Genomic DNA, 23,918 nt, shown 5'->3' with positions numbered 1-23,918 from the left:
GGCGGCTCCCTCAGGAACCGGCGCCCGGCCTGTCAACCAGTTCGATCTGATCCACCGCGTTGCACCAGCGGCAGCGGACGGACTCGATGGTCTCACTGACCACGTCGCGCTCCTCGACCTTCGATGTCCCGGCCAGGTCCAGATGGACGTACTCCACCACCTTGGACGAACGCGTCACGTCGAACCTGGTGAGATTGCCGCACAGCGTGCAGCGCCACCGGGTGGCGCCGGTCGGCAAGGGAACCGTCGTCATCGTGCCGTCCTCATTTCGTCGAGCCCTGATGTCGTGAGGTCGAGCCTGCCGCACCGGTCACCGGTACGGCACCGTTCCATGGATGTACGCGCCCGTAACCCTACGGCCTCCCGCAAGTCCCATGTCGCGGCGAGGCGGTCTGTGCCTGTCTGTCCGCGTACGGGATGATCCGTGGATGATCAATTGGCGGGCGACCACCGGAGCGCCGGTGATGACCTACGGGCTGATCGGTCTGTGCGCCCTGGCCTTCCTGACCGGCCCGCTGTCGGGGTTCAACCCCGCGTACGGGACGGGTGACACGCTGCTCGCGGCGCAGAGCTCGTACTTCGAACGCTGGGGGGTGATCCCCGACCAGCTGACCAGCGGTGACTCCCATGCTCTGCTCACCCCTCTCACCGCGCTGTTCGTCCACGGCAGCTGGCTCCATCTGCTCGGCAATCTGCTCTTCCTCCATGTCTTCGGGGCGATGGCCGAGGAACGGATGGGGAGGGTGCGGTTCGCCCTCTTCTATCTCGTCTGCGGCTATCTCGCCCTGCTCGCCTACGCGGCGGTGAACGCCGAATCCGACCAGACCCTGGTGGGTGCGTCGGGCGCGATCTCCGGCGTGCTGGGAGCCTTTCTCTGTCTCTTTCCCCGCGCACGCGTCACCAGCCTCTTTCCGTTCCTTTTCTTCCTGCCGCTGCGCTTCCCCGCCTGGATCGTCCTGATCTTCTGGTTCGTCCTCCAGTGGCTGGCGGCCCGCGACGCCGAGCCGGGCCCGGGCGTCGCGTATCTGGCGCATCTGGTGGGCTTCGCGCTGGGCTTCGTCGCCGCCTGGGGGCTCTTCCGGCGTACGGCTAGAGTGAAGTCCCGTTCAGCGGCCCCCGAGGGAGAACGTCAACCGTGATCACCGCGATCGTGCTCATCAAGACCAGCGTCGACCGGATCCCCGAGATCGCCGAGTCGATCGCGGCGCTGGAGAGCGTCAGCGAGGTCTTCTCCGTCACCGGCACCTACGACCTGATCGCCATGGTGCGGGTCGCCAAACACGACGACCTGGCGGACGTCATCCCCGGCAGCATCAGCAAGATCCCGGGCGTCGAGGCCACGGACACGCATGTGGCGTTCCGTACGTACTCCCAGCACGACCTGGAAGCGGCCTTCGCGATCGGCCTCGACGCCTGATCCGAGCCGGGTGGGTCAGCCGCGGTCGGGGACGCAACGGCCGTCCTCGGTGCGGTAGTTCCAGCGCGCGCCGTCCCGGACGAGTTCCCTGACGGCGCCGGTGAACCGGGCCACGTGCTCGTCCGGCGTACCGGCCCCGAAGCTGACCCGGATCGCGTTGAGCGACTTCTCGCCGGGACCGGCGTCGGGCGCGCCGCACTCCCCCGGGTCCTCCGCGTCGCCGCCCAGCAGGGTGCGGACGAGCGGGTGGGCGCAGAAGAGCCCGTCGCGCACGCCGATGCCGTACTCCGCCGAGAGCGCGGCGGCGAAGTGGGAGCTGTTCCAGCCGTCGACCACGAAGGAGATGACGCCGACGCGGGGCGCGGCGTCGCCGAAGAGCGAGAGCACCCGCACCTCGGGGACCTCGGCGAGTTCCGCGCGCACCCGGGCCACCAGTTCCTGCTCGCGCTCGACGAGGCGGTCGAAGCCGGCCTCGGTGAGCGCCTTGCAGGCCGAGGCGATCGCGTACACGCCGATGACGTTCGGCGATCCGGCCTCGTGGCGGGCAGGGGTGGTGTGCCACTCGACGTCCACTCCCCCGTCGCCACGGCGCGCGACCTTGCGGCTGGCGCCGCCACCGGCGAGATACGGCTCCGACTCCCGCAGCCAGTCGGCGCGGCCCGCGAGCACACCGGAGCCGAACGGCGCGTACAGCTTGTGCCCGGAGAAGGCGACCCAGTCCACGTCCAGCTCCGCGATGTCCACGGGGTGGTGCGGGGCGAGCTGCGCGGCGTCGAGGACCACGCGCGCGCCGTGGGCGTGAGCGGCGGCGGCCAGTTCCCGTACGGGCCACAGCTCGCCGGTGACGTTGGATGCGCCGGTGACGCACACCAGCGCGGGGCCCTTCGGGTCACGTCGGCCCGCCAGCGCCCGCTCCAGCGTGGCGACGGCATCGCCGGGGGTGCGCGGCGCGTTCAGGTAGCTGACGCGCGCGTCGCGCCAGGGCAGCAGTGACGCGTGGTGCTCGGTCTCGAAGACGAACACCTCGCAGCCGGCGGGCAGCACGGCGGCCAGCAGATTCAGCGAGTCGGTGGTGGACCGGGTGAAGACGACCTGGTCGTCCTCGCGACAGCCGAGGAAGCCTGCGACGGTACGGCGGCTGTTCTCGAAGAGGTCGGTGGAGAGCTGCGAGAGATATCCGGCACCGCGGTGGACACTGCCGTAGTACGGGGCGTAGGCGGCGACGTCGTCCCAGACCCGCTGGAGTGCGGGGGCGCTGGCGGCGTAGTCGAGCGCGGCGTAGGTGACCTCGCCGCCGGTGACGAGGGGGACGGTGACGTCACGTCCGAGGACGGGGAGCGGCTGGTCGGTGCTGGTGCGGTGAGGCGTGTCGGTCTGTGCGGACATGTCGGTATCTCCCGGCGGGACAAGGCGGAAACGAACGTCAGGACCCGGCGGACGGGCACGCCGTCGTGACGGCACGTGCGGTGCCGTGACGGCGCGGCAGGTCCGCGCGGGGTGTGGGACTCACTGAAGCGGGCCGGAAGCCCTATCGCATTCGCTTGCTCACGAGACTGCTCCCTTGAGGACCAGGACCCCAGGGATGACGACATCCGAACGATGTCCAGGGGTCCGCGCTTGCCGTAGACCTCGCTGCCTACGGCCTGGTCTTCACCCGGGGCACCCCGCCACGGACGGAGGGTTGCCGGACAGCGGGCCGGGGCCGTAGTCGCTGTCACTCATGACCTGCGGTGAGATTACCCCACCACCGCGAGACGGCCCAGAGGGCGTCCGTCATACGGGACACCCGGTGCCGCGTCCGATCGACGGCAGGCGAGGTCCACAGGCCGACGGCCCGGGATGCTGTCCCGACCACAGCACCCCGCCGATCCGAGCCGGCGGCAGGCCGTTACGCGTTGCTCGCGGCCACCCAGCGGTCCAGCGCCTGCTTCGCGGCGCCCGAGTCCACCGCGCGTGCCGCCCGCCGCATCTTCTCCGCGAGCTGGTCGTTCAGCGGGGTGTCCGCCGGTTCGAGCGCCACCAGCGCCGCCGCCGCGTTCAGCAGGACCGCGTCCCGTACGGGGCCGGTCTCGCCCTCCAGCAGCCGGCGCGCGACGTCCGCGTTGTACGAGGCGTCCGCACCGCGCAGGGCCTCGACCGGGACCAGCTCCAGACCGATGTCCCTGGGGTCGAAGGACTGCTCGGTGACCTGGCCGTCCCGAACCACCCATACGTGTGAGGTGGCGGTCGTGGTCAGCTCGTCCAGACCGTCGTCGCCGCGGAAGACGAGCGAGGAGTTGCCCCGGGCGGCGAGCACCCCGGCCACGATGGGCGCCATCCGGATGTCCGCGACACCGACCGCCTGGGAGCGGACCCGCGCCGGGTTGGTGAGCGGGCCCAGGATGTTGAACGTGGTCTGCGCGCCGAGTTCCTTGCGGGCCTTGGCCGCGTGCCGCAGCGCCGGGTGGAACTTGGCCGCGAAGCAGAAGGTGATCCCGGCTTCCTCGGCGACCTCGACGACCCGCTGCGGCGTCAGTTCCAGATTGACGCCGAGCTTCTCCAGCACGTCGGAGGCGCCGCTCGCGGACGAGGCCGCCCGGCTGCCGTGCTTGACGACCTTGCCGCCCGATCCGGCCACCACGATGGCCGCCATCGTGGAGATGTTGACGGTCTTGGCGAGGTCACCTCCGGTGCCGACGACGTCGACGGTGTCGCCGGGGACCTCGATGGTGTTGGCGTGCTCGTACATGGCGCCCACGAGTGCCGTGACCTCGTCGACGGTCTCGCCCTTGGCGCGCAGCGCGACCGCGAAGCCCGCGATCTGCGCGTCGGTGGCCTCGCCGCTCATGATGCGGTGCATGGCCCAGGCGGTGTCCTCGGCGTCGAGGTCCTCACCGCGCAGCAGCGGGTTCAGTACACCCGGCCAGGAACGCGCCGCCATGGTGTCGCCTCCGGCCGGTGTGACAGCGCTGCTCATGCTCGCTCCTGGGGTCTGTGGACGGGTGCACGGCCGGGCGGCCCGTGCTGCCGGGCGTCAGCCTATCGGCGTCGGCCCGGATCCAGGACCCGCCGCCCGAAGGGCGGACGAACCCGCTGCCGTGGCCGTACGCGGAAGGCGCGTGCCCGCGGCGTACGAAGGCCCCGGCCCGGTCCCTCGGAAGGGACCGGGCCGGGGCCTGACACGTACGGAGGATCAGTGGTGGCCGTGGCCGCTCGTGATCTCGTTGTACTCCTCGGCCGTCGGCTTGGGGATCTGGCTTCCCTCGCCGTAGTAGCCCTTGCTCAGCTTGACCCGCAGCTTCTCCGCCGGAGACGTCTTGCGCACGACACCGTTCTCGTCGACCGTCGGGCCGATCTCGGCGGGCTTGTACTGCTCGTGCGCGGTGAGCGTGTGCAGCGCGCTCTGGTCGAGCGGCTCGTGGACCTCGATGAACTCACCGTGCGGCAGCCGCTTGATGATGCCGGACTCGCGTCCGTGCAGCACCTTCTCGGCGTCGCGGCGCTGAAGTCCCAGACAGATCCGCTTGGTGACGACGAACGCGACAACGGGCGCGACGAAGAACGCGATCCTGACGAACCAGGTGATCGTGTTGATCGACAGATGGAAATGGGTGGCCCAGATGTCGTTTCCGCCACCGATGAGCATGACGAAGTACCAGGTCAGCCAGGCCACACCGACGCCCGTGCGGGTAGGCGCGTTGCGCGGACGGTCCAGGATGTGGTGCTCGCGCTTGTCCCCGGTGACCCAGGACTCGATGAACGGATAGACCGCGAGGACCACGAGGACCATCGGGAAGATCATCAGCGGGATGAAGACGCCCAGGACGAACGTATGGCCCCAGACGTTCAGCTCCCAGCCCGGCATCACTCGGATCAGGCCCTCGGAGAAGCCCAGATACCAGTCCGGCTGGGCTCCGGTGGAGACCTGGTCCGGACGGTAGGGGCCGATCGCCCACACCGGGTTGATCGTGGCGATCGCGGAGATGATCGCGATGACGCCGAAGACCAGGAAGAAGAAGCCGCCCGCCTTCGCCATGTAGATCGGCATGAACGGGGCGCCGATGACGTTGTTGTTGGTCTTGCCGGGACCGGCGAACTGCGTGTGCTTGTGGTAGAAGACCAGGATCAGGTGCGCCACCACGAGGCCGAGCATGATGCCCGGCAGCAGCAGGATGTGGATCGAGTAGAACCGCGCCACGATGTCGTGGCCGGGGAACTCCCCGCCGAACAGGAACATCGAGATGTACGTGCCGACGATCGGCGTGGACAGGATGGCGCCCTGCGCGAAGCGGACACCGGTTCCCGACAGCAGGTCGTCCGGCAGCGAGTAACCGGTGAGTCCGGTGAACAACGCGAGGACGAACAGCAGGAAGCCGAACACCCAGTTGATCTCGCGCGGCTTGCGGAACGCGCCGGTGAAGAAGACGCGCATCATGTGCACCAGCATGGCCGCCACGAAGATCAGCGCGGCCCAGTGGTGGATCTGGCGGATCAGCAGGCCACCACGGACGTCGAAGCTGATGTCCAGGGTCGAGGCGTACGCCTCGGTCATCCGGACACCCTGCATCGGCACGTAACTGCCTTCGTACACAACCTCGTTCATGCTCGGGTGGAAGAACAGCGTCAGATACACACCCGTGAGGATGATGACGACGAAGCTCCACAGGGCGATCTCGCCCAGCATGAAGGACCAGTGGTCCGGAAAGACCTTCCGCACCATGCCCTTGGCGGCGCCGTAGATCCCGAGACGACCGTCCGCCCAGTTGGCGACCCGCTCCCCCGCGGGAGCCTGGCGGCTCTTTTCGTCAGACGCTGTACTCATCCGCGCTCCCAGAAGGAAGGACCGACGGGCTCGTCGAAGTCGCCGAGCGCTTCGAGATAACCCTCACCGTTCACACCGATCCGCAGCTGCGGAAGGGCGTGGCCGGCCGGGCCGAAGATGACGCGGGCGCCGTCGGAGAGGTCGAAGGTGGACTGGTGGCACGGGCAGAGCACGTGATGCGTCTGCTGCTCGTACAGGCTGATGGGGCAGCCGACATGGGTGCAGATCTTCGAGTAGGCCACGATGCCCTCGTGGGACCACTCAAGTTCCCGCTTGTCCTTGATGTCGGCCGGCTGAATGCGAACGATCATGAGAGCCGCCTTGGCGATCTCATTGTTGAAGTTCTCATTGTGCTCGTCCAGCCCCTCGGGCTGGGCGAACGTCAGCGACCCCACCGTGACGTCCTCGGGACGCAGCGGCTCGTTGGTGTTCTGGTTGATGAGCATCAAGCCCTTCTTCCAGAACGTCGTGCGGAGCTTGTCCTCGGGCAGCGGGCCGAGGTCACGCAGCAGTACGACGCCGGAGAGCGGCACCATGGCCAGCGCGCCGAACATCGTGTTGCGGATCAGCTTGCGGCGTCCGAAGCCGGACTCCGCCGAGCCCTGCAGGAAGTCCCGCTTCGCCTGCGCGGCGACCTCGGGGGTCGCCTCGATCGGGTGCCGCTCCTGGATGATCTCCACGTCGCTCATCAGCGTGCGGGCCCAGTGGACCGCGCCCGCGCCGACGGCGAACAGGGCGACCCCGAGCGTCAGTCCCAGCGAGAAGTTGAGCGCGCTCACATGGCCGAAGGGCCAGATGTACACGATCTTGTCGACGGGGAAGATGACGAACGAGGCGATGAATCCGGCCGTGGCCAGCATCGACAGCGTGAAAAGTCCCGCAACCGCGCGCTCGGAGCGCTTGGCCGCCCGCTCGTCGATGTCCTGGATACGCGGCCGGTGGGCCGGCATCCCGGGGTCGACGAACGGGTCGTCGGCCCGCTCCACCTCACCGTGCGCGGTTTCCTGCTCGCTGGTCGGCAGGTTCTCGTCTGAAATCCGGTTGTCACTCATGACTTCCTGGCCTTAGCGGTGTGCGCCGCGACCCAGACGGCAACTGCGATCAGTGCGCCCAGACCGATGGCCCAGGAGAACAGCCCCTCGCTGACGGGCCCGATGCCACCGAGCTTGAAGCCGCCGGGGCTCGCGGAATCGCCGCTGTTCACGGACTCGATGTACTTGATGATGTCCTGCTTCTGCTGCTCGGGCATCGTCGAGTCGGGGAACGAGGGCATGTTCTGCGGACCGGTGAGCATGGCCTCGTACAGGTGCTTGGGGGTCACACCCTTGAGCCCGGGGGCGTACTTGCCGTTCGTCAGCGCGCCGCCCTCACCGCCGAAGTTGTGGCACTGCGCGCAGTTGGAGCGGAACAGTTCGCCGCCCTTGGCCGCGTCCGCCCCTTCCGGGTTGGACTGCTCGGTGGACGGGATCGAGGGACCGGGGCCGAGCGAGGCGACGTACGCCGCGAGTTGGTCGATCTCCTTCTGGTCGTAGATGACCTTCTTCTTGGGAACCTGCGGACCGGGCTGCTGCGCCGGCATCCGGCCGGTGCCGACCTGGAAGTCCACGGCCGCGGCACCGACGCCGGTCAGCGATGGACCGTCGGACGTGCCCTGACCGCCGACACCGTGGCAGCTCGCGCAGCCAACGGCGTACAGCTTCTTGCCCTCGTCGATGGCGAGGGACTGGGCGGTGTCGTCTGCCTGTGCCTTGCCCGCGGGCGCGAACGCGGCGTACAGCCCCCCGGTGGCCGCCAGCGCGAGGAGTAGGACGACGACCGCCGCCATCGGATGGCGTCGTCGTGCGGAGAGCTTTTTCACGGATTACCCCGGTGTCAGGATCTTCTGCGTCGGTGCTTCTGGACTGGACTGTGCGCGAGCGCTTCGGGCGCTGTGGCCCGCTACTTGATCAGATAGATCGTGGCGAAGAGGCCGATCCAGACGACATCGACGAAGTGCCAGTAATAGGACACGACGATGGCGGCGGTTGCCTGCTCGTGGGTGAACCTCTTGGCCGCGTACGTTCTGCCGAGAACCAGCAGGAAGGCGATGAGACCGCCCGTCACGTGCAGACCGTGGAAGCCGGTGGTCAGATAGAACGCGGAGCCGTAGGCGTCGGACGAGAGCGAGAGGCCCTCGTGCTTGACGAGTTCCGTGTACTCGAAGATCTGACCGCCGACGAAGACCGCACCCATCACGAACGTGATCACGAACCACGAGCGGAGCTTCTTCACGTCGCCGCGCTCGGCGGCGAAGACGCCGAGCTGGCAGGTGAGGGAAGAGAGCACCAGGATCGTGGTGTTGACCGCGGAGAACGGGATGTTCAGCGAGTCGGCCTTCTCCGACCAGAACGCTTCCCCTGTCACCGACCGCAGGGTGAAGTACATCGCGAAGAGGGCCGCGAAGAACATCAGCTCGGAGCTCAACCAGATGATGGTTCCGACACTGGTGAGGTTCGGCCGATTGACCGTCGGGTGCGCGTGCCCGGTTTCTACTGTCGTTGCTGTCGCCACGACCGACATTATGTCGGTCGCTTATCCCGCCCTCACTCCCGGGGGTGCCCTTCGGAGTGTCAGCGGCTCCGGAGGCGATCAGGGCCGGGATCGAACGGCCCTTTGCGGGAGGGGCGGGACCCGTGTGACTTGGTGGCCGACGGAGTAGCATCCGACGTCACGACGGATGTCACGGAGGAACAATGGAGCCGACCGCCACGGTCCTGGTCTACAGCGACAACGCGAACACCCGCGAGCAGGTGCGGACGGCCGCGGGACGCCGGCCGGCCGCCGATCTGCCGCCGGTCGAGTACGTGGAGTGCGCGACAATGCACGCCGTGCTCAAGGTGCTCGACAAGGGCGGCGTCGACGCCTGCGTCTTCGACGGTGAGGCCACGCCCATCGGCGGCATGGGCCTGTGCCGGCAGATCAAGGACGAGATCTTCAACTCCCCGCCGGTACTGCTGCTGATGGGCCGCCCGCAGGACGCATGGCTGGCCACCTGGAGCCGTGCGGAGGCCGCTGTGACGCTGCCGGTGGAGCCGGTCGGCTTCCCGGAGGCACTGGCCGCGCTGCTGCGCACCAGGCTCGCCGTGGAAGCCTGACGGCTCCACCGGGGCCGGTTCACCCGGCCCGCGTCAGACCTGCGGACGCAGCCGGGCGGCTTCCACCGGGCCGGAGCCGTCCTTGGTCCCGCCGCCCAGCAGCGCGCTGCCCTGGCGCCACTCGTTCCAGTCCAGGTTCCAGTCGCCGAAGCCGTTGCCGAACGGGTCCATGTCCTCGCCCTCGCTGTTGACGACTCTGACGATGTCGCCCTCGCGGACGGTGTCGAAGAACCATTGGGCGTTGTCGGTGGACATACCGACACAGCCGTGGCTGACGTTCGCCGACCCCTGTGAGCCGACGGACCACGGGGCGGCGTGGACGTACTCACCGCTCCAGGTGACCCGGGTCGCGTAGTGGACCGGCAGGTCGTACGACTCGCTGCTGCCCGCCGCGATGCCGACGCTGGTGCCGCGCATGCGGACGAACGACTGCTTCTCCAGCACCACCTTGATGCCGTTACGGGTCGAGAAGCCGGGCTTGCCGGTGGTCACGGGGACGGTCTTGATCTCCTCGCCGTTGCGCATCACCGTCATGTGGTGCGTACCGGCGTCGGCGATGGCTTCGAGCCGGTCGCCGGTGCTGATCTTGAGGGGCTTGACCGGTCCGCCGTACAGCTTGTCGCCGACCTTGATGCCGTCGAGGGTGCTGCTGACGTTGACGGACGCGTTGGCGGGCCAGTACTCCCTGGGCCGGAAGTGCAGGGTCTTGTCGTCGACCCAGTGCCAGGCGCCCTCCACGGCGGGGCTGGAGCGGACCTTGAGGCCCCGCTCGACGACGGCCCTGGCCTCCTTGTCCTTGACCGGCGTGCCGAGCTCGGCGGTGATGGGCTGGCCGACGCCGTACTTGCCGGCCTTGGGGCCGAACTTCACGGCCAGGTTCCGCTGCTTCACCCGGGACGTCTCGAAGTCGAGCGTACGGCTGCCAGGGGCACCGTCGTCGTCCTCCGTGGAGACCTTCACGGTGTAGCGGGCACCGGCGGCCAGTGGCGCCGTGGAGTGCCAGCGGGCCCCGTCCGCGGCCAGCTCGCCCGCCAGGTGGTGGCCGGAGCCGTCCGTGACGGTCACGTCGGTGATACGTGCGTCACCGCCCTTGGCGACGATTTCCAGTGGCTTGTCAGGGTTCGCCTTGGCGTCACCCTTGGGTGCGTTGAGGGAGACCTGGTCGGCTGCGTCGTAGGGCTTGCCGGACAGCGGGTGGCCGTCCGGGCCGCCACAGCCGGTCGCTGCCGCCCCGAAGGACAGGACCAGCACAGTGCAGCCGAGAACGGTGCGAAAGCGCGGCTTGTGGTTCATATGCACACGTTATGAAGAATGTTCGGTTACGGCGCGCTGTGTGACTGCAAACGAGGGGCCCGGATCCTCCTCAGGGGTGAGGAGGATCCGGGCCCCTTGTGCCAATTACGGCTGTCCGCCGCGGTGCCTACTGGTTCTGGTTCTCACCGCTGTAGTACTCGAAGACCCAGCCCCACAGGCCGATCAGGAGTACCGGGAAGGAGAAGAACAGCAGCCACCAGCCGATGGCGATGGAGAGGAACGCGAGCGCCCCGCCGACGGCCAGGGAGAGCGGCTGCCAGCTGTGCGGGGAGAAGAACCCCACCTCGCCGGCCTCGTCCGCGACGTCGGCCTGCTTGTTGTCCTGCGCCATCGCGTCGACCCGCCGGGCCGTGAAGGCCAGGTAGAAGCCGATCATGAGGCTCAGGCCGAAGGCCAGGAAGAGCGCGGTGGTGCCGACGGGCTCCTTCGACCACACGCCGTAGACGGCGGCGACGACGAGGATGAAGAGGCTCAGCCAGAGGAACATCCAGCCTTGGACCTTCACTTGCCGACCTCCTTGCCACCGACAAGGGCGGCGTCCTTCTGCCCGTCGTTCTCAAGGTGTTCGAGCGCCGCGATCTCCGGGTGGTGCAGGTCGAACGCCGGGGATTCGGAGCGGATCCGCGGCAGCGTGAGGAAGTTGTGCCGCGGCGGCGGGCAGGAAGTCGCCCATTCGAGTGAGCGGCCGTAGCCCCACGGGTCGTCCACCTCGACCTTCTTCCCGTACTTGGCGGTCTTCCAGACGTTGTAGAAGAACGGCAGGACCGACATGCCCAGGAGGAAGGAGCTGATCGTGGAAATGGTGTTCAGGGCGGTGAAGCCGTCGGCGGCGAGGTAGTCCGCGTACCGCCGTGGCATACCTTCCGCGCCCAGCCAGTGCTGCACCAGGAACGTGCCGTGGAAACCGATGAACAGCGTCCAGAAGGTGATCTTCCCGAGCCGTTCGTCGAGCATCTTGCCCGTCATCTTCGGCCACCAGAAATGGAAGCCGGCGAACATCGCGAAGACCACCGTGCCGAAGACGACGTAATGGAAGTGCGCGACGACGAAGTACGAGTCGGAGACATGGAAGTCCATCGGCGGCGAGGCCAGGATGACGCCCGTCAGACCGCCGAAGGCGAAGGTGACCAGGAAGCCGATGGTCCATAGCATCGGTGTCTCGAAGGACAACGAGCCTTTCCACAGCGTGCCGATCCAGTTGAAGAATTTCACTCCTGTCGGTACCGCGATCAGGAATGTCATGAAGGAGAAGAACGGCAAGAGGACGCCGCCCGTCACATACATGTGGTGCGCCCACACCGTCACCGAAAGGCCGGCGATGGCGATCGTCGCGCCGACGAGACCGATGTAGCCGAACATCGGCTTCCGGCTGAACACCGGAATGATCTCGGAGACGATCCCGAAGAAGGGCAAGGCGATGATGTACACCTCTGGATGCCCGAAGAACCAGAAGAGATGCTGCCAGAGCAACGCGCCGCCGTTGGCCGCGTCGAAGATGTGCGCACCGAACTTCCGGTCGGCCTCCAGGGCGAGGAGCGCGGCGGCCAGCACCGGGAAGGCGAGCAGGACGAGCACACCGGTCAGCAGCACGTTCCAGCAGAAGATCGGCATGCGGAACATCGTCATGCCGGGCGCGCGCATGCAGATGATCGTGGTGATGAAGTTGACCGAGCCGAGGATCGTACCGAAGCCGGAGAGGGCCAGACCCATGATCCACAGGTCGGCGCCGACACCCGGTGAACGGACCGCGTCCGACAGCGGGGAGTAGGCGAACCAGCCGAAGTCGGCCGCGCCCTGCGGGGTGACGAAACCGGCCACCGCGATGATCGAGCCGAACAGGTAGAGCCAGTAGGCGAACATGTTGAGCCGCGGGAACGCCACATCGGGCGCACCGATCTGGAGCGGCATGATCCAGTTCGCGAAACCGGCGAACAGCGGCGTCGCGAACATCAGCAGCATGATCGTGCCGTGCATCGTGAACGCCTGGTTGAACTGCTCGTTCGACATGATCTGCGTGCCGGGACGGGCGAGCTCGGCGCGCATGAAGAGCGCGAGCACACCACCGATGCAGAAGAAGACGAACGACGTGACCAGGTAGAGCGTGCCGATCGTCTTGTGATCGGTGGTGGTCAGCCATTTGACGACGACAGCGCCGGGCTGCTTGCGCCGCACCGGCAGCTCGTTCTCGTACGAGTCGTCAGCTGCTACGGCGGCACCCTTGGGTTCGTTGAGGATGCTCACAGTTGTTTCTTCTCCGCATTCCTGGCCGGGTCCGTCAGCTCGATGCCCGACGGGATGTAGCCGTCCTGCCCCTTCTCGGCCAGCTCCTTCAAGTGCTGCTGGTAGCGCTCCGGGGAGACGACCTTGACGTTGAAGAGCATCCGGGAGTGGTCCACACCGCACAGTTCGGCGCACTTGCCCTTGAACGTGCCCTCCCGGTTGGGAGTCACCTCGAAGGCGTTGGTGTGACCCGGGATGACGTCCTGCTTCATCAGGAACGGCACGACCCAGAAGGAGTGGATGACGTCACGTGACGTGAGGACGAACCGGACCTTCTCCCCCTTCGGCAGCCACAGGGTCGGACCCGGGTTGCCGTTCTGGGGGTTCCTCGTGCCCGGGATTCCGGCGTCGTAGACGCCTTCGGCGCCCGCGGGGAAGTCCTCCAGGAACTTCTGGGGGATGTCGGCGAGTTCCGGGGCGACCTTGGCGCCGGTGGAAGCCTCACCGTCCACGTTCTCGACGTAATTGAAGCCCCAGCTCCACTGGTAGCCGACCACGTTGATGGTGTGGGCGGGCTTGTCATCCAGGGAGAGGAGCTTCGACTCGTCACGCGCGGTGAAGTAGAAGAGCACCGACACGATGATGAGCGGAACGACCGTGTACAGGGCCTCGATGGGCATGTTGTAGCGGGTCTGCGGAGGTACCTCCACCTTGGTGCGGCTGCGCCGGTGGAAGATGACGCTCCACACGATCAGCCCCCACACCAGGATGCCCGTGACGAGCGCTGCCGCCCACGAGCCCTGCCAGAGGGAGAGGATTCTGGGGGCCTCCTCGGTCACCGGTGTGGGCATTCCAAGGCGGGGGAAATCCTTGTATGTGCAACCGGTGGCGGTCGCGAGGATCAGGCCCGCAGTCAGCACCTGCGGCAGCTTCCGCCGCATCGGGCGCCGCGACGAGCGGTCGGAGCCGTTGGGACTCACGTAGCGCCTTCCCGAGAGTCTCGCCCGCGCGGCCGGCTGCGGCCGTCACGGTCGTCGCCGGCCCTGACGCGGGCAGGGGTTTGGATGTTTATGCGGACCAAACCCTACTGGACGCAATTTGGGGTCACGCATGGAGGGTGCCCAACGCGCCGTCCGGGGCCCCGAAGGGGTGGAACGCACCGGACGGGGCTTGCCGCGGGGCACTTCTGACGCCTCTCCAGACGCCTTCGGGGAGCCAGGGCTTAGCGTTGCGGCGTGGCCTACTTCGACTCCGCGTCCTCCGCTCCTTTGCACCCCGTCGCACACGAGGCCCTGCGTGCCGCCCTCGACGAGGGCTGGGCCGACCCCGCCCGGCTGTACCGCGAGGGACGGCGGGCCAGGCTGCTGCTGGACGCCGCGCGCGAGACCGCGGCGGAGGCCGTCGGCTGCCGCCCCGACGAACTCGTCTTCACTCCTTCGGGGACGTACGCCGTGCATACGGGAATGACCGGAGCGCTCGCGGGCCGTCGGCGGGTCGGCAGCCATGTGGTGGTCTCGGCGGTCGAGCACTCGTCGGTGCTTCATGCCGGACACACCCGGGTCACCGGCGGGGCCGGCGCGGCGGTGACGGAGGTGCCGGTGGACCGTACGGGCGCGGTGTCCCCCGACACGTACGCGGCGGCCCTGCGCGCGGACACGGCGCTCGCCTGCCTCCAGTCGGCCAACCACGAGGTGGGCACGGTGCAGCCGGTCGAGGCCGTCGCCGACGCGTGCCGGGCGGCCGGGGTGCCGCTGCTGGTGGACGCGGCGCAGTCGCTGGGGTGGGGGCCGGTGGAGGGGCGGTGGTCGCTGCTGACCGCGAGTGCGCACAAGTGGGGCGGGCCTGCCGGGGTGGGGCTGCTCGCCGTACGCAAGGGGGTCAGGTTCGCTCCCCAAGGGCCGGTGGACGAGCGGGAGTCGGGGCGGGTGCCCGGTTTCGAGAACCTGCCGGCGATCGTCGCCGCCGCGGCCTCGCTGCGGGCGGTGCGCGCCGAGGCGGCGGACGAGGCGGCCAGGCTGCGGGTGCTGGTGCACCGGATCCGGGCGCGGGTGCCGCGACTGGTCCCCGATGTCGAGGTGGTGGGCGATCCGGTGCGCCGGCTCCCCCATCTCGTCACCTTCTCCTGTCTCTATGTCGACGGGGAGACTCTGCTGCACGAGCTGGACCGGGCGGACTTCTCCGTGTCGTCCGGCTCGTCCTGCACGAGCAGCACGCTGACGCCGAGCCATGTGCTGCGGGCGATGGGGGTGCTCTCCGAGGGCAACGTCAGGGTGTCGCTGCCCGCCGGTACGGCCGAGGCGGAGGTGGACCGGTTCCTGGAGGTGCTGCCGGGGGTGGTGGCGCGTGTACGGGAGCGGCTGGGCGCCCCGGTCGTACGGACGGAGTCCGCCGGCGCCGCCGGAACTCCCTCGCTGGTCGTGGACGCGCTCGGCAAGCTGTGCCCGATCCCGGTGATCGAGTTGGCGAAGGTCATCGGGGACGTACCGGTGGGCGGCACGGTGACCGTGCTGTCCGACGACGAGGCCGCCCGTCTGGACATCCCGGCCTGGTGCGAGATGCGCGGGCAGGAGTACGGCGGCCGGGACGGCACCTCGTTCGTGGTGCGCCGTCTCGTCTGACCGCCCCCGGTGCCCGGCGTCGTGAAGAAGGCGTACGCCGGGGGGCGCGGGCCGCACAACGGGTGTCCGGTGATGGGCGCGCGCCCCCTGGGCTGCGCCTACTTCAGATGCGCACGGACCTCGTCGGCCGCCTCGTCGCCGTACGCCTTGGTGAAGCGTTCCATGAAGTGGTTGCGCCGCAGTGTGTACTCCTGGGTGCCGAGCGTCTCGATGACCAGGGTCGCGACCATGCAGCCGACCTGCGCCGCGCGCTCCAGGCCCACGCCCCACGACAGACCGGAGAGGAAGCCGGCCCGGAAGGCGTCGCCGACGCCGGTCGGGTCGACCTTGGCCGTCTCCTCCGCGCAGCCGACCTCGATCGGGTCGTCGCCGACGCGCTCGATCCGGACGCCGCGCGAGCCGAGGGTGGTGACCCGGTGGCCGACCCTGGCGAGGATCTCGGCGTCGGTCCAGCCGGTCTTGGACTCGATGAGCCCCTTCTCGTACTCGTTGGAGAACAGGTACGTCGCGCCGTCGAGCAGCAGCCGGATCTCCTCGCCGTCCATCCGCGCGATCTGCTGCGAGAAGTCGGCGGCGAAGGGGATGGACCTGGTGCGGCACTCCTCCGTGTGGCGGAGCATCGCCTCCGGGTCGTCGGCGCCGATCAGTACGAGGTCGAGTCCGCCGACCCGGTCGGCGACCGACTTCAGCTCGATCTGCCGCGCCTCGCTCATGGCGCCGGTGTAGAAGGAGCCGATCTGGTTGTGATCGGCGTCCGTCGTACAGACGAAGCGCGCGGTGTGCAGGACCTCGGAGACCCGGACGGACGCGGTGTCGACGCCGTGGCGGTCGAGCCAGGCGCGGTAATCGTCGAAGTCGGGGCCGACGGCACCGACCAGGATCGGCGCGCTGCCGAGCTGCCCCATGCCGAAGCAGATGTTGGCGCCGACACCGCCCCTGCGTACGTCGAGGTTGTCGACCAGGAAGGAAAGCGAGACCGTGTGCAGCTGGTCTCCGACCAACTGGTCGGCGAAGCGACCGGGGAAGGTCATGAGGTGGTCGGTGGCGATGGAGCCGGTGACTGCGATTCTCACGGCTGACTGCTCCTGTGGAATTGGGAGGTGTGCGCGCCAGCGCTCCGGCAAGGGTGGCGGTGGGCGACGGGAGGGCTTGTGGACAGCTCACGCTATCGGGTCGGTCCGGGAGCCTCGAAACGGCAAACTACCCGATAGTACGGCTTTCCTCTCGACCACTCCGTGCTTACGGTGCGTGCATGAGGAATGACACCGTCCCCCGCGAGCGTGCCGTGCGCGAATCCGACACCAGCCTGGCCGAGCTGCGCGGTGACTGCGCGCGGATGGCGCCGGACTGGGTGAAGCCCGCCCCGGACGCTCCCGTCCCCGTCCCTCCGTCGCTGATCCATGGCGTCACGGTCCCGCCGGACTCCGCCCGGCTGATCGACGGCATGTCCGAGTACGGCGACTAGGTACTAGGTCGCGGGGAACCGAGCGCTCCTGGCGGCCGTCTCACCGGTGTCCCGGCCACGGCGGGGCCGACCGGCCCGAAGGAGCAGACGGTGACCAGTACCGAACGACCTCAGGACAGCGGAGGCGAACGCGACGGCGCCCGCCCGGGGTTGCGGCGTTCCCCGCTCGTGATCGCTTCGGTGGCGGCGGCCGTCCTGCTCGCGGGCGGCGGGGGAGCGTATCTCGCCACGACCTCGTCGGACGGCGACGGCGCGGACAAGAAGGCCGCACGCGACCTGGATCCGCCGCCGCTGGCACTCGACGGCGGGGCGGACACCGCGACGTCGGCGGACGGCTCCGGTACGGATCCCGGCCTCGGGATCGCGCCCGGGGAGCCGAGCCCGTACGGAGTCGAGTACCACGCGGCCGGCACCCTCCCCGAGGGGCCCGACTCGGCCGCCGTACACCGCCCCGAGGGTTCCGTCGCGGCGGCGGACGTGGCGCGTCTCGCCAAGGCCCTGGGGGTGGCCGGTGCGCCCGAACTCGCGGGTACGGCCTGGAAGGTCGGTGCCCAGAAGGACGGTTCGGGCCCGCTGCTCAGTGTCGACAAGCAGGCGCCCGGCGACTGGACGTTCGGCCGCTTCGGTCCCGCTCCCGGCGGCGACAACTGCCTCAAGGGCAAGGAGTGCCCGAGCGGCGGGGGCGGCGCGGTCGGGAACAATCCCGTCGTACCCCAGGACGGGGCGGGACCGGTGAGCGAGGAGGCCGCGAAGAAGGCCGCCGCGCCCGTGCTGAAGGCGCTCGGCCAGCAGGACGCCGCACTCGACGCGGGCCAACTGATGGGCGCCGTACGGGTGGTGAACGCCGCGCCCGTGATCGGCGGGCTGCCCACGTACGGCTGGTCGACCGGCATCCAGATCGGCGCGGACGGCCAAGTCGTCGCGGGCAGCGGGAAGTTGAAGGCGCCAGAGAAGGGCGAGGAGTACCCGGTGGTGGGCGCGGCCGAGGCGCTGAAGCTGCTGAACGAGTCGGTGAACGCGCCGGGCACGAGCGGGATCGGCGGCTGCGCGTCGGCGGTACCGCAGAAGGACGGGCGGGAGCCGGCGGCCCCGTGCGAGCCGAAGGGCAGGGGCGGGGAGCCGGTGAAGCCCACGCGGGTGCCGCTGGAGAAGGCGGTCTTCGGTCTGTCGGCACAGCAGGTGGACGGGCGGCCGGCGCTCGTACCCGCGTGGTGGTTCGAGGTGGCGGGCACCGGGGGCGGGCCGACGTCGACGGTCACCCGGACGGCGGTACTTCCCGAGTATCTGACGCAGGGCGGCGAGGCCGACGCGGCGCCCCCTCAGGACGAACAGGGGTCGTCGATCGAGACGTACAGCGCCGAGGGCAGCACGTTGAGCGTGCGCTTCGTGGACGGCGTGTGCGGCGAGTACTCCCTGCGGGCGGACGAGAGCGCGTCCACGGTCAGGGTGGAGGTGGTGGACTCGGCGCCGCGGGGAGGTGTCTGCATCGCGATGGCCAAGAGCTTCACCGAGAAGGTGACGCTGGACCGGCCACTTGGCGACCGTAAGGTCGTGGACGCGGTCACGGGCGACGCCGTGCCCCTCAGGAAGTAACAGGACCTAGCACGCCGACGCACGCGGAAGGCGGCGGCCCCAACGGGGGCCGCCGCCTTCTCGGCTGTGCGATCAGCGATCGGCGATAGGCGCGATCAGCTGAAGGAGTCGCCGCAGGCGCAGGAGCCGGTGGCGTTGGGGTTGTCGATCGTGAAGCCCTGCTTCTCGATGGTGTCGACGAAGTCGATGGAGGCGCCACCCAGATACGGGGCGCTCATCCGGTCGGTCACGACCTTGACGCCGCCGAAGTCCTTGACGACGTCGCCGTCCAGCGAGCGCTCGTCGAAGAAGAGCTGGTAACGGAGACCGGAACAGCCGCCGGGCTGGACCGCGACGCGCAGCGCGAGGTCGTCCCTGCCTTCCTGGTCGAGCAGGGCCTTGACCTTGCCCGCGGCGGCGTCGGACAGGAGGATGCCGTCGCTTACGGTGGTGGTCTCGTCCGATACGGACATCTGCTTCTCTCCCGGGGTGGGGCCTCTCCCGCCGAGGCAGGGGAAGTACGGACTCATTGCCGACAGCTACAACCGGTGCGGCCCCGGATTCATTCCGGGCCCCGCCGCTCGCCTCGTCTGCCGTCCTTCTGTCGAGCTTCTGTTCGTGGTTCTGCGTTCTTCTTCATGCTCGCACACCCCGCTCCGCGGCGGCATGTGCCGTGTTCCCGGGAATGCGTCACATCGACGCTATCGCCATCGTCAAAGTGACGTGAAGGGGTTATGATAGATAACGTCAATTAGACGAAAAGGCTCCTCCGCAGAGAAGAAAGGGTGCGTGACGTGACCACGGCCCAAGCTCGTCAGGATCTCGATGTCCAGCCGACGCCCCTCGCACTGCTCCTGCTCGGCCGTGAGGCCGACGCCCGGAGCGAGCGCGGCGTGGAGTGCCCCGGCGACCTCCCGTCGCCGTCCGACCCGGATCTGGTCGAACGCGCCCGCGCGGCGAAGGAGAAGCTCGGCGAGAAGGTCTTCATCCTCGGCCACCACTACCAGCGCGACGAGGTCATCCAGTTCGCCGACGTGACCGGGGACTCGTTCAAGCTGGCCAAGGACGCAGCGGCGCGCCCCGAGGCCGAGTACATCGTCTTCTGCGGCGTCCACTTCATGGCCGAGTCCGCGGACATCCTGACGGCCGACGGCCAGAAGGTCGTCCTGCCCGACCTGGCCGCCGGCTGCTCCATGGCGGACATGGCGACGGCCGAACAGGTCGCCGAGTGCTGGGACGTACTGACCGACGCCGGCATAGCCGAGCAGGTCGTACCCGTCTCGTACATGAACTCCTCCGCCGACATCAAGGCCTTCACCGGCGAGCACGGCGGCACGATCTGCACCTCGTCCAACGCCGAACGCGCCCTGAACTGGGCCTTCGAGCAGGGCGAGAAGGTCCTCTTCCTCCCCGACCAGCACCTCGGCCGCAACACCGCCGTACGGGACCTGGGGATGTCCCTGGAGGACTGCGTCCTCTACAACCCGCACAAGCCGAACGGCGGTCTGACCACCGAGGAGCTGCGGAACGCGAAGATGATCCTGTGGCGCGGCCACTGCTCCGTGCACGGCCGTTTCTCGCTGGACTCGGTGAACGACGTCCGCGAGCGGGTCCCGGGGGTGAACGTGCTGGTCCACCCGGAGTGCAAGCACGAGGTGGTCTCCGCCGCCGATTACGTCGGCTCGACGGAGTACATCATCAAGACGCTGGAGGAGGCGCCGGCCGGTTCGAAGTGGGCGATCGGCACCGAGCTGAATCTGGTACGGCGGCTGGCGAACCGTTTCGCCGCCGACGACAAGGAGATCGTCTTCCTCGACAAGACGGTGTGCTTCTGCTCGACGATGAACCGCATCGATCTGCCGCATCTGGTGTGGGCGCTCGAATCGCTCGCCGACGGCAAGGAGATCAACCGGATCCAGGTCGACAAGGAGACGGCGGACTTCGCGCAGCTGGCGCTGGAGCGGATGCTGGCGCTGCCGTAGGGCCTGACCACGGCGTACCGGGAACAGCGGTAAGGGGCGCCCGCTATTGGCGGGCGCCCCTTACTCGGTTACTGCTCCGGACGACCCCGGTCAGACATTGACCGGCTGGGCCGGCGACGCGTCGGAGTGCGGCGGCACGCCGCCTCCGTCGCTCCCGCCACCGTCGGCACTCCCGCCGCCCGGCTTACGGGCGCGCTTGGCCGCCTTCTTGCCCGCTCGGCGCTCCTTGCGGAGCTCGACCATCGTGTAGAGCGTCGGCACCAGCAGCAGCGTCAGCAGCGTCGACGAGAGCAGACCGCCGATCACCACCACGGCCAGCGGCTGGCCGATGAAGCCACCCTCGCCGGTGATCCCCATCGCCATCGGAAGCAGCGCGAAGATCGTGGCCAGAGCGGTCATCAGGATCGGCCGCAGCCGGTGCCTGCCGCCCTCGACGACCGCCTCGACCACACCGAGCCCCTGCGCCCTGTACTGGTTGATCAGGTCGATGAGCACGATCGCGTTGGTCACCACGATGCCGATCAGCATCAGCATGCCGATCATCGCCGGCACACCCAGCGGCGTACCGGTCAGGAGCAGCAGACCGATCGCGCCGGTCGCCGCGAACGGGATGGAGACCAGCAGGATCATCGGCTGGACCAGCGACTTGAACGTGCCGACCAGCAGCATGAACACGATCGCGACGGCCGCCAGCATGGCGAGCCCCAGCTGGAGGAACGCCTCGTCCTGGTCCTCGGACACACCGCCGATGGAGGCGGTCGCCCCCTCCGGCAGGTCGAGCGCGTCGATCTTCGACTGGAGCGTGGTGCCGATGGCGCCGGTGTTGTCACCCTCGGGCTTGGCGGTGATCGTCGCGGCCGTGGCGCCGTCGATCCGGGTCTTGGACAGCGGGCCCGGCGCCAGCTTGACGTCGGCGATCTGACCGAGCTTCACACCGCCGAGCGGCAGCTCCTTCAGTTCGGCGAGCGTCTTGGCCGGCTCGGCGGAGGTGACGTACACGTCGCGCTCGGTGTCACCGAGGATCGCCTTGCCGGACGGCGTACCGCGCACGGCCTGGCCGACGGCCATGCCGAGCGAGGCATCGGTGAACCCGGCCTCGGCGGCCGCGGGCTTGGCCTTGACCGAGATGCGCGGGATGCTCTGCGCCAGGTCGCTCTGGACGTCGGTGACATCGTCGATGCCGGCGACCTCCTCGCGTACCTGCTCGGCGGCCGCCGCCAGGATCTTCGCGTCGGGCGCCTTGACGACGACGCTCAGGTCCTGGGCGCCGAAGCCGTCGCCGGCCGCGATGGTCGTGTCACCGATGCCGTCGAGCTTGCCGAGGGCGTCCTCGATGGTGTCGCTGGTCTCGTCGTAGGTCCCCGAGTCCTTCAGGGTGATCTGGTACGACGCCTGGTTGGCACCCGTACCGCCGCCGAACGCCGCCATGAAGCCGGAGGAGCCGACGGTGACCTGGTACTCCTTGATCTCGTCGATGCCTCCGAGGGTCTTCTCGACCTTCTTCGCCGCGGTGTCGGCCGCCTCCAGGCTGGTGCCCGGAGCCAACTCCTGCTTGACGGTGAGCACTTCCTGCTCGCCCTGGTCGAAGAAGTTGGTCTTGAGCAGCGGTGCCATGCCGAGAGTGACGAGCAGGACGACGAACGCCAGGACGACGCTCGTGATCCGGCGCCGGGTCGCGAAGCCGAGGACCCTGACGTACGCCCGCTGCATACGGCTGTTGGACTCCTTCTCCTCCGCGATCCTGCGGGCCTCGGCGGGGTCCATGCCCCGTACGGCCTTCGGGGCGCGCAGGAACCAGTACGAGAGCACCGGTACGACCGTGAGCGAGACGAGCAGCGACGCCAGCAGGGCCGCCGTGATCGTCAGCGAGAACGAGCCGAACAGCTCGCCCACCATGCCGCCCACGAGGCCGATCGGCAGGAACACCGCGACCGTGGTGAGCGTCGACGCGGTGACCGCGCCCGCGACCTCCTTGACCGCCGAGGTGATCGCGAACTCGCGCTCCTCGCCGTAGCCCAGGTGCCGCTTGATGTTCTCCAGCACCACGATCGAGTCGTCGACGACGCGTCCGATCGCGATGGTGAGCGCGCCCAGGGTGAGCATGTTGAGCGACAGGTCGCGGGTCCACAGCACGATCAGCGCGAGGACGACCGAGAGCGGGATGGAGACCGCGGTGACCAGGGTCGAGCGGATCGATGCCAGGAAGACCAGAATGACCAGGATGGCGAAGACCAGACCGAGCGCACCCTCGGTGGTCAGGCCGGAGATCGACTTGGAGACGGCCGGACCCTGGTCGCTGACCACGGTCAGGTCGGCGCCCGCGCCGAGGTCCTTGCGCAGGTCCGGCAGCTTGTCCTTGACGGCGTCCGAGATGGTGACGGCGCTGCCGTCGTTGTCCATGGTGGCCATGACGGCGAGGCTGGGCTCACCGTTCGTACGGGTCAGGGACGTCGCCTCGGACGGCTCCTGCTCGACCGTGGCGATGTCACCGAGCCGTACGGGCTTCGCGGCCTGCCCGCCCTCGGGGGCGCCGGGCTGCGGACCGCCGACCCGCAGGTCCTCGATCTGCTCCAGGGAGGTGAAGCCGCCGCCGACCTGGACGGTGCGGCTCTTGCCGTCCTCGGAGAACGATCCCGCGGGGACGGTCGCGCCGCCCGCCTTCAGCGCCTCGGAGAGTGCCAGGGTGTTGAGGCCCGCGGACGCGAGCTTCTTCTCGTCGGGGGTGACGGAGACCTGGAGGTCCCTGACACCGTCGATGGAGACCTGACCGACACCGTCGATGTCCTCAAGCGCCGGAACGACCGTGCGCTCCAGCCGGTCGGCGAGCGCCTGCTGGTCCTCTTGGGAGGTGGCGGCGAGGACGACGGTGGGGATGTCGTCCGTCGAGCCGGCGATGACCTGCGGGTCGACGTCATCGGGAAGCTGGGGCCCTGCCCGGTTCACGGCCTGCTGGATGTCGGCGACCAACTGCTGCGAACCGTCACCACCGAAGTCGAAGCTGGCCATGATCACGGCGCTGCCCTCGCTCGCCGTGGAGGTGACGCCGGTGATGCCGTCGACGGATTCGAGTGAGGCCTCGATCGGCTCGACGACCTGCTTCTCGACCACGTCGGGCGAAGCGCCCTGGTACGGGGCGAGAACCGAGACCATCGGAAGCTCGATGGAGGGCAGCAGCTGCTGCTTCAGCTGGGGGATGGCGATCGCCCCGAAGACGAGCGCGATGATCGATATCAGCCCTATGAGGGCCCGTTGCGCGAGGCTGAATCTCGACAGCCAGGACATTGGGGTCTCTCTTCTGTGGTGTACGCGTGCAGAAGGGCGCAGGGGCCCGTCTATACGATCTGCCATCCGGCAGGGCCGTTCCGTCGAACCCCAGGTCCATTTCCTTACGCGCC

General features: G+C 68.7%; 21 protein-coding genes and 1 riboswitch. Of the genes, 7 read left to right on the top strand and 14 right to left on the bottom strand.

Going from position 1 to position 23,918, the window contains the following annotated elements; genetic code table 11:
- Positions 1 to 10 precede the first annotated feature (10 nt).
- Complete coding sequence (locus OIE74_RS29015; protein WP_329388778.1) at positions 11 to 253, bottom strand: hypothetical protein; 243 nt, start codon at positions 251 to 253, stop codon at positions 11 to 13.
- Between the two features lie 175 nt (positions 254 to 428).
- Between OIE74_RS29015 and OIE74_RS29010 the strand changes: the two genes are divergently transcribed.
- Both OIE74_RS29010 and OIE74_RS29005 read left to right on the top strand, forming a co-directional pair.
- Positions 429 to 1,139 carry a rhomboid family intramembrane serine protease gene (locus tag OIE74_RS29010; protein ID WP_329388776.1) on the top strand — a complete coding sequence of 237 codons (711 nt, stop codon included), beginning with the start codon at positions 429 to 431 and terminating at the stop codon, positions 1,137 to 1,139.
- Positions 1,136 to 1,417 (top strand): Lrp/AsnC family transcriptional regulator, encoded by a 282-nt coding sequence (locus OIE74_RS29005; protein ID WP_329388774.1) that lies wholly within the window; start codon positions 1,136 to 1,138, stop codon positions 1,415 to 1,417. The genes OIE74_RS29010 and OIE74_RS29005 overlap by 4 nt, the downstream gene beginning before the upstream one ends.
- Before the next feature lie 15 nt (positions 1,418 to 1,432).
- Here OIE74_RS29005 and OIE74_RS29000 read toward each other — a convergent pair whose 3' ends face one another.
- From OIE74_RS29000 to ctaE, 6 genes are all read right to left on the bottom strand, one after another.
- Entirely contained in the window at positions 1,433 to 2,803 is a 1,371-nt protein-coding gene (locus OIE74_RS29000) for an aminotransferase class V-fold PLP-dependent enzyme (protein WP_329388772.1), read from the bottom strand.
- A 222-nt stretch (positions 2,804 to 3,025) separates the two neighbouring features.
- A riboswitch (SAM riboswitch) is annotated at positions 3,026 to 3,143 on the bottom strand.
- Between the two features lie 162 nt (positions 3,144 to 3,305).
- Positions 3,306 to 4,373, bottom strand: a complete 1,068-nt coding sequence (trpD, locus tag OIE74_RS28995) for an anthranilate phosphoribosyltransferase (protein WP_329388770.1) — start codon at positions 4,371 to 4,373, stop codon at positions 3,306 to 3,308.
- A gap of 216 nt (positions 4,374 to 4,589) precedes the next feature.
- Positions 4,590 to 6,218 (bottom strand): cytochrome bc1 complex cytochrome b subunit, encoded by a 1,629-nt coding sequence (gene qcrB, locus OIE74_RS28990; RefSeq protein ID WP_329388768.1) that lies wholly within the window; start codon positions 6,216 to 6,218, stop codon positions 4,590 to 4,592.
- The gene (gene qcrA, locus OIE74_RS28985; RefSeq protein WP_329388766.1) at positions 6,215 to 7,270 is read right to left on the bottom strand and encodes a cytochrome bc1 complex Rieske iron-sulfur subunit; all 1,056 of its coding nucleotides are present in this window, start codon (positions 7,268 to 7,270) and stop codon (positions 6,215 to 6,217) included. Before qcrA ends, qcrB begins: the two co-directional genes overlap by 4 nt.
- A complete protein-coding gene (gene qcrC, locus OIE74_RS28980; protein WP_329388763.1) occupies positions 7,267 to 8,076 on the bottom strand; it encodes a cytochrome bc1 complex diheme cytochrome c subunit in 810 nt (269 codons plus the stop codon). Before qcrC ends, qcrA begins: the two co-directional genes overlap by 4 nt.
- 80 nt (positions 8,077 to 8,156) lie before the next feature.
- Entirely contained in the window at positions 8,157 to 8,777 is a 621-nt protein-coding gene (ctaE, locus tag OIE74_RS28975) for an aa3-type cytochrome oxidase subunit III (protein WP_329388761.1), read from the bottom strand.
- 173 nt (positions 8,778 to 8,950) lie between these two features.
- Between ctaE and OIE74_RS28970 the strand changes: the two genes are divergently transcribed.
- Positions 8,951 to 9,352 (top strand): hypothetical protein, encoded by a 402-nt coding sequence (locus OIE74_RS28970; protein WP_329388759.1) that lies wholly within the window; start codon positions 8,951 to 8,953, stop codon positions 9,350 to 9,352.
- A gap of 33 nt (positions 9,353 to 9,385) precedes the next feature.
- Here the strand turns inward: OIE74_RS28970 and OIE74_RS28965 are convergent, their stop codons facing one another.
- The 4 genes from OIE74_RS28965 to ctaC form a co-directional block, all read right to left on the bottom strand.
- Positions 9,386 to 10,645, bottom strand: coding sequence for a L,D-transpeptidase (locus OIE74_RS28965; protein ID WP_329388757.1), 1,260 nt, complete (start codon positions 10,643 to 10,645; stop codon positions 9,386 to 9,388).
- A 127-nt stretch (positions 10,646 to 10,772) separates the two neighbouring features.
- Complete coding sequence (locus OIE74_RS28960) at positions 10,773 to 11,171, bottom strand: cytochrome c oxidase subunit 4 (RefSeq protein WP_329388755.1); 399 nt, start codon at positions 11,169 to 11,171, stop codon at positions 10,773 to 10,775.
- Positions 11,168 to 12,907: an aa3-type cytochrome oxidase subunit I gene (gene ctaD / locus OIE74_RS28955; RefSeq protein ID WP_329388752.1), complete on the bottom strand. Its 1,740-nt coding sequence runs from the start codon at positions 12,905 to 12,907 to the stop codon at positions 11,168 to 11,170. Before ctaD ends, OIE74_RS28960 begins: the two co-directional genes overlap by 4 nt.
- The gene (gene ctaC, locus OIE74_RS28950) at positions 12,904 to 13,866 is read right to left on the bottom strand and encodes an aa3-type cytochrome oxidase subunit II (protein WP_329388750.1); all 963 of its coding nucleotides are present in this window, start codon (positions 13,864 to 13,866) and stop codon (positions 12,904 to 12,906) included. Before ctaC ends, ctaD begins: the two co-directional genes overlap by 4 nt.
- Before the next feature lie 255 nt (positions 13,867 to 14,121).
- On the opposite strand from ctaC, the gene OIE74_RS28945 reads away from it, so the two are divergent.
- A complete protein-coding gene (locus OIE74_RS28945) occupies positions 14,122 to 15,504 on the top strand; it encodes a cysteine desulfurase/sulfurtransferase TusA family protein (RefSeq protein ID WP_329388748.1) in 1,383 nt (460 codons plus the stop codon).
- Between the two features lie 98 nt (positions 15,505 to 15,602).
- On the opposite strand, the gene OIE74_RS28940 is transcribed toward OIE74_RS28945, so the two are convergent.
- The gene (locus OIE74_RS28940) at positions 15,603 to 16,577 is read right to left on the bottom strand and encodes a carbohydrate kinase family protein (protein WP_329388746.1); all 975 of its coding nucleotides are present in this window, start codon (positions 16,575 to 16,577) and stop codon (positions 15,603 to 15,605) included.
- Positions 16,578 to 16,756: 179 nt separating this feature from the next.
- Here OIE74_RS28940 and OIE74_RS28935 point away from each other — a divergent pair, with 179 nt between their 5' ends.
- Positions 16,757 to 16,969 (top strand): hypothetical protein, encoded by a 213-nt coding sequence (locus tag OIE74_RS28935; RefSeq protein WP_329388744.1) that lies wholly within the window; start codon positions 16,757 to 16,759, stop codon positions 16,967 to 16,969.
- Positions 16,970 to 17,059: 90 nt separating this feature from the next.
- Complete coding sequence (locus OIE74_RS28930; protein WP_329388742.1) at positions 17,060 to 18,562, top strand: hypothetical protein; 1,503 nt, start codon at positions 17,060 to 17,062, stop codon at positions 18,560 to 18,562.
- A 95-nt stretch (positions 18,563 to 18,657) separates the two neighbouring features.
- Here the strand turns inward: OIE74_RS28930 and OIE74_RS28925 are convergent, their stop codons facing one another.
- On the bottom strand, positions 18,658 to 19,014 hold the full coding sequence (locus tag OIE74_RS28925) for a HesB/IscA family protein (protein WP_030355429.1): 357 nt from the start codon (positions 19,012 to 19,014) through the stop codon (positions 18,658 to 18,660).
- A 321-nt stretch (positions 19,015 to 19,335) separates the two neighbouring features.
- Between OIE74_RS28925 and nadA the strand changes: the two genes are divergently transcribed.
- On the top strand, positions 19,336 to 20,523 hold the full coding sequence (nadA, locus tag OIE74_RS28920; protein WP_329388736.1) for a quinolinate synthase NadA: 1,188 nt from the start codon (positions 19,336 to 19,338) through the stop codon (positions 20,521 to 20,523).
- A gap of 90 nt (positions 20,524 to 20,613) precedes the next feature.
- Here the strand turns inward: nadA and OIE74_RS28915 are convergent, their stop codons facing one another.
- A complete protein-coding gene (locus OIE74_RS28915) occupies positions 20,614 to 23,805 on the bottom strand; it encodes an efflux RND transporter permease subunit (RefSeq protein WP_329388734.1) in 3,192 nt (1,063 codons plus the stop codon).
- Positions 23,806 to 23,918: the final 113 nt, after the last annotated feature.

It is taken from the genome of Streptomyces sp. NBC_01716 (assembly GCF_036248275.1).
GTDB lineage: Bacteria > Actinomycetota > Actinomycetes > Streptomycetales > Streptomycetaceae > Streptomyces.
Note: the sequence above shows the minus strand (reverse complement) of the source record. Positions and strands in the feature narration are given on the sequence as shown.

What these genes read in the sequence shown, in the direction of transcription:
- OIE74_RS29015 (WP_329388778.1), bottom strand. Translation starts at nt 253, where the DNA reads ATGACGACGGTTCCCTTGCCGACCGGCGCCACCCGGTGGCGCTGCACG.
- OIE74_RS29010 (WP_329388776.1), top strand. Translation starts at nt 429, where the DNA reads ATGATCAATTGGCGGGCGACCACCGGAGCGCCGGTGATGACCTACGGG.
- OIE74_RS29000 (WP_329388772.1), bottom strand. Translation starts at nt 2,803, where the DNA reads ATGTCCGCACAGACCGACACGCCTCACCGCACCAGCACCGACCAGCCG.
- trpD (WP_329388770.1), bottom strand. Translation starts at nt 4,373, where the DNA reads ATGAGCAGCGCTGTCACACCGGCCGGAGGCGACACCATGGCGGCGCGT.
- qcrB (WP_329388768.1), bottom strand. Translation starts at nt 6,218, where the DNA reads ATGAGTACAGCGTCTGACGAAAAGAGCCGCCAGGCTCCCGCGGGGGAG.
- qcrA (WP_329388766.1), bottom strand. Translation starts at nt 7,270, where the DNA reads ATGAGTGACAACCGGATTTCAGACGAGAACCTGCCGACCAGCGAGCAG.
- ctaE (WP_329388761.1), bottom strand. Translation starts at nt 8,777, where the DNA reads ATGTCGGTCGTGGCGACAGCAACGACAGTAGAAACCGGGCACGCGCAC.
- OIE74_RS28970 (WP_329388759.1), top strand. Translation starts at nt 8,951, where the DNA reads ATGGAGCCGACCGCCACGGTCCTGGTCTACAGCGACAACGCGAACACC.
- OIE74_RS28965 (WP_329388757.1), bottom strand. Translation starts at nt 10,645, where the DNA reads ATGAACCACAAGCCGCGCTTTCGCACCGTTCTCGGCTGCACTGTGCTG.
- OIE74_RS28935 (WP_329388744.1), top strand. Translation starts at nt 16,757, where the DNA reads ATGAGGAATGACACCGTCCCCCGCGAGCGTGCCGTGCGCGAATCCGAC.
- OIE74_RS28925 (WP_030355429.1), bottom strand. Translation starts at nt 19,014, where the DNA reads ATGTCCGTATCGGACGAGACCACCACCGTAAGCGACGGCATCCTCCTG.
- OIE74_RS28915 (WP_329388734.1), bottom strand. Translation starts at nt 23,805, where the DNA reads ATGTCCTGGCTGTCGAGATTCAGCCTCGCGCAACGGGCCCTCATAGGG.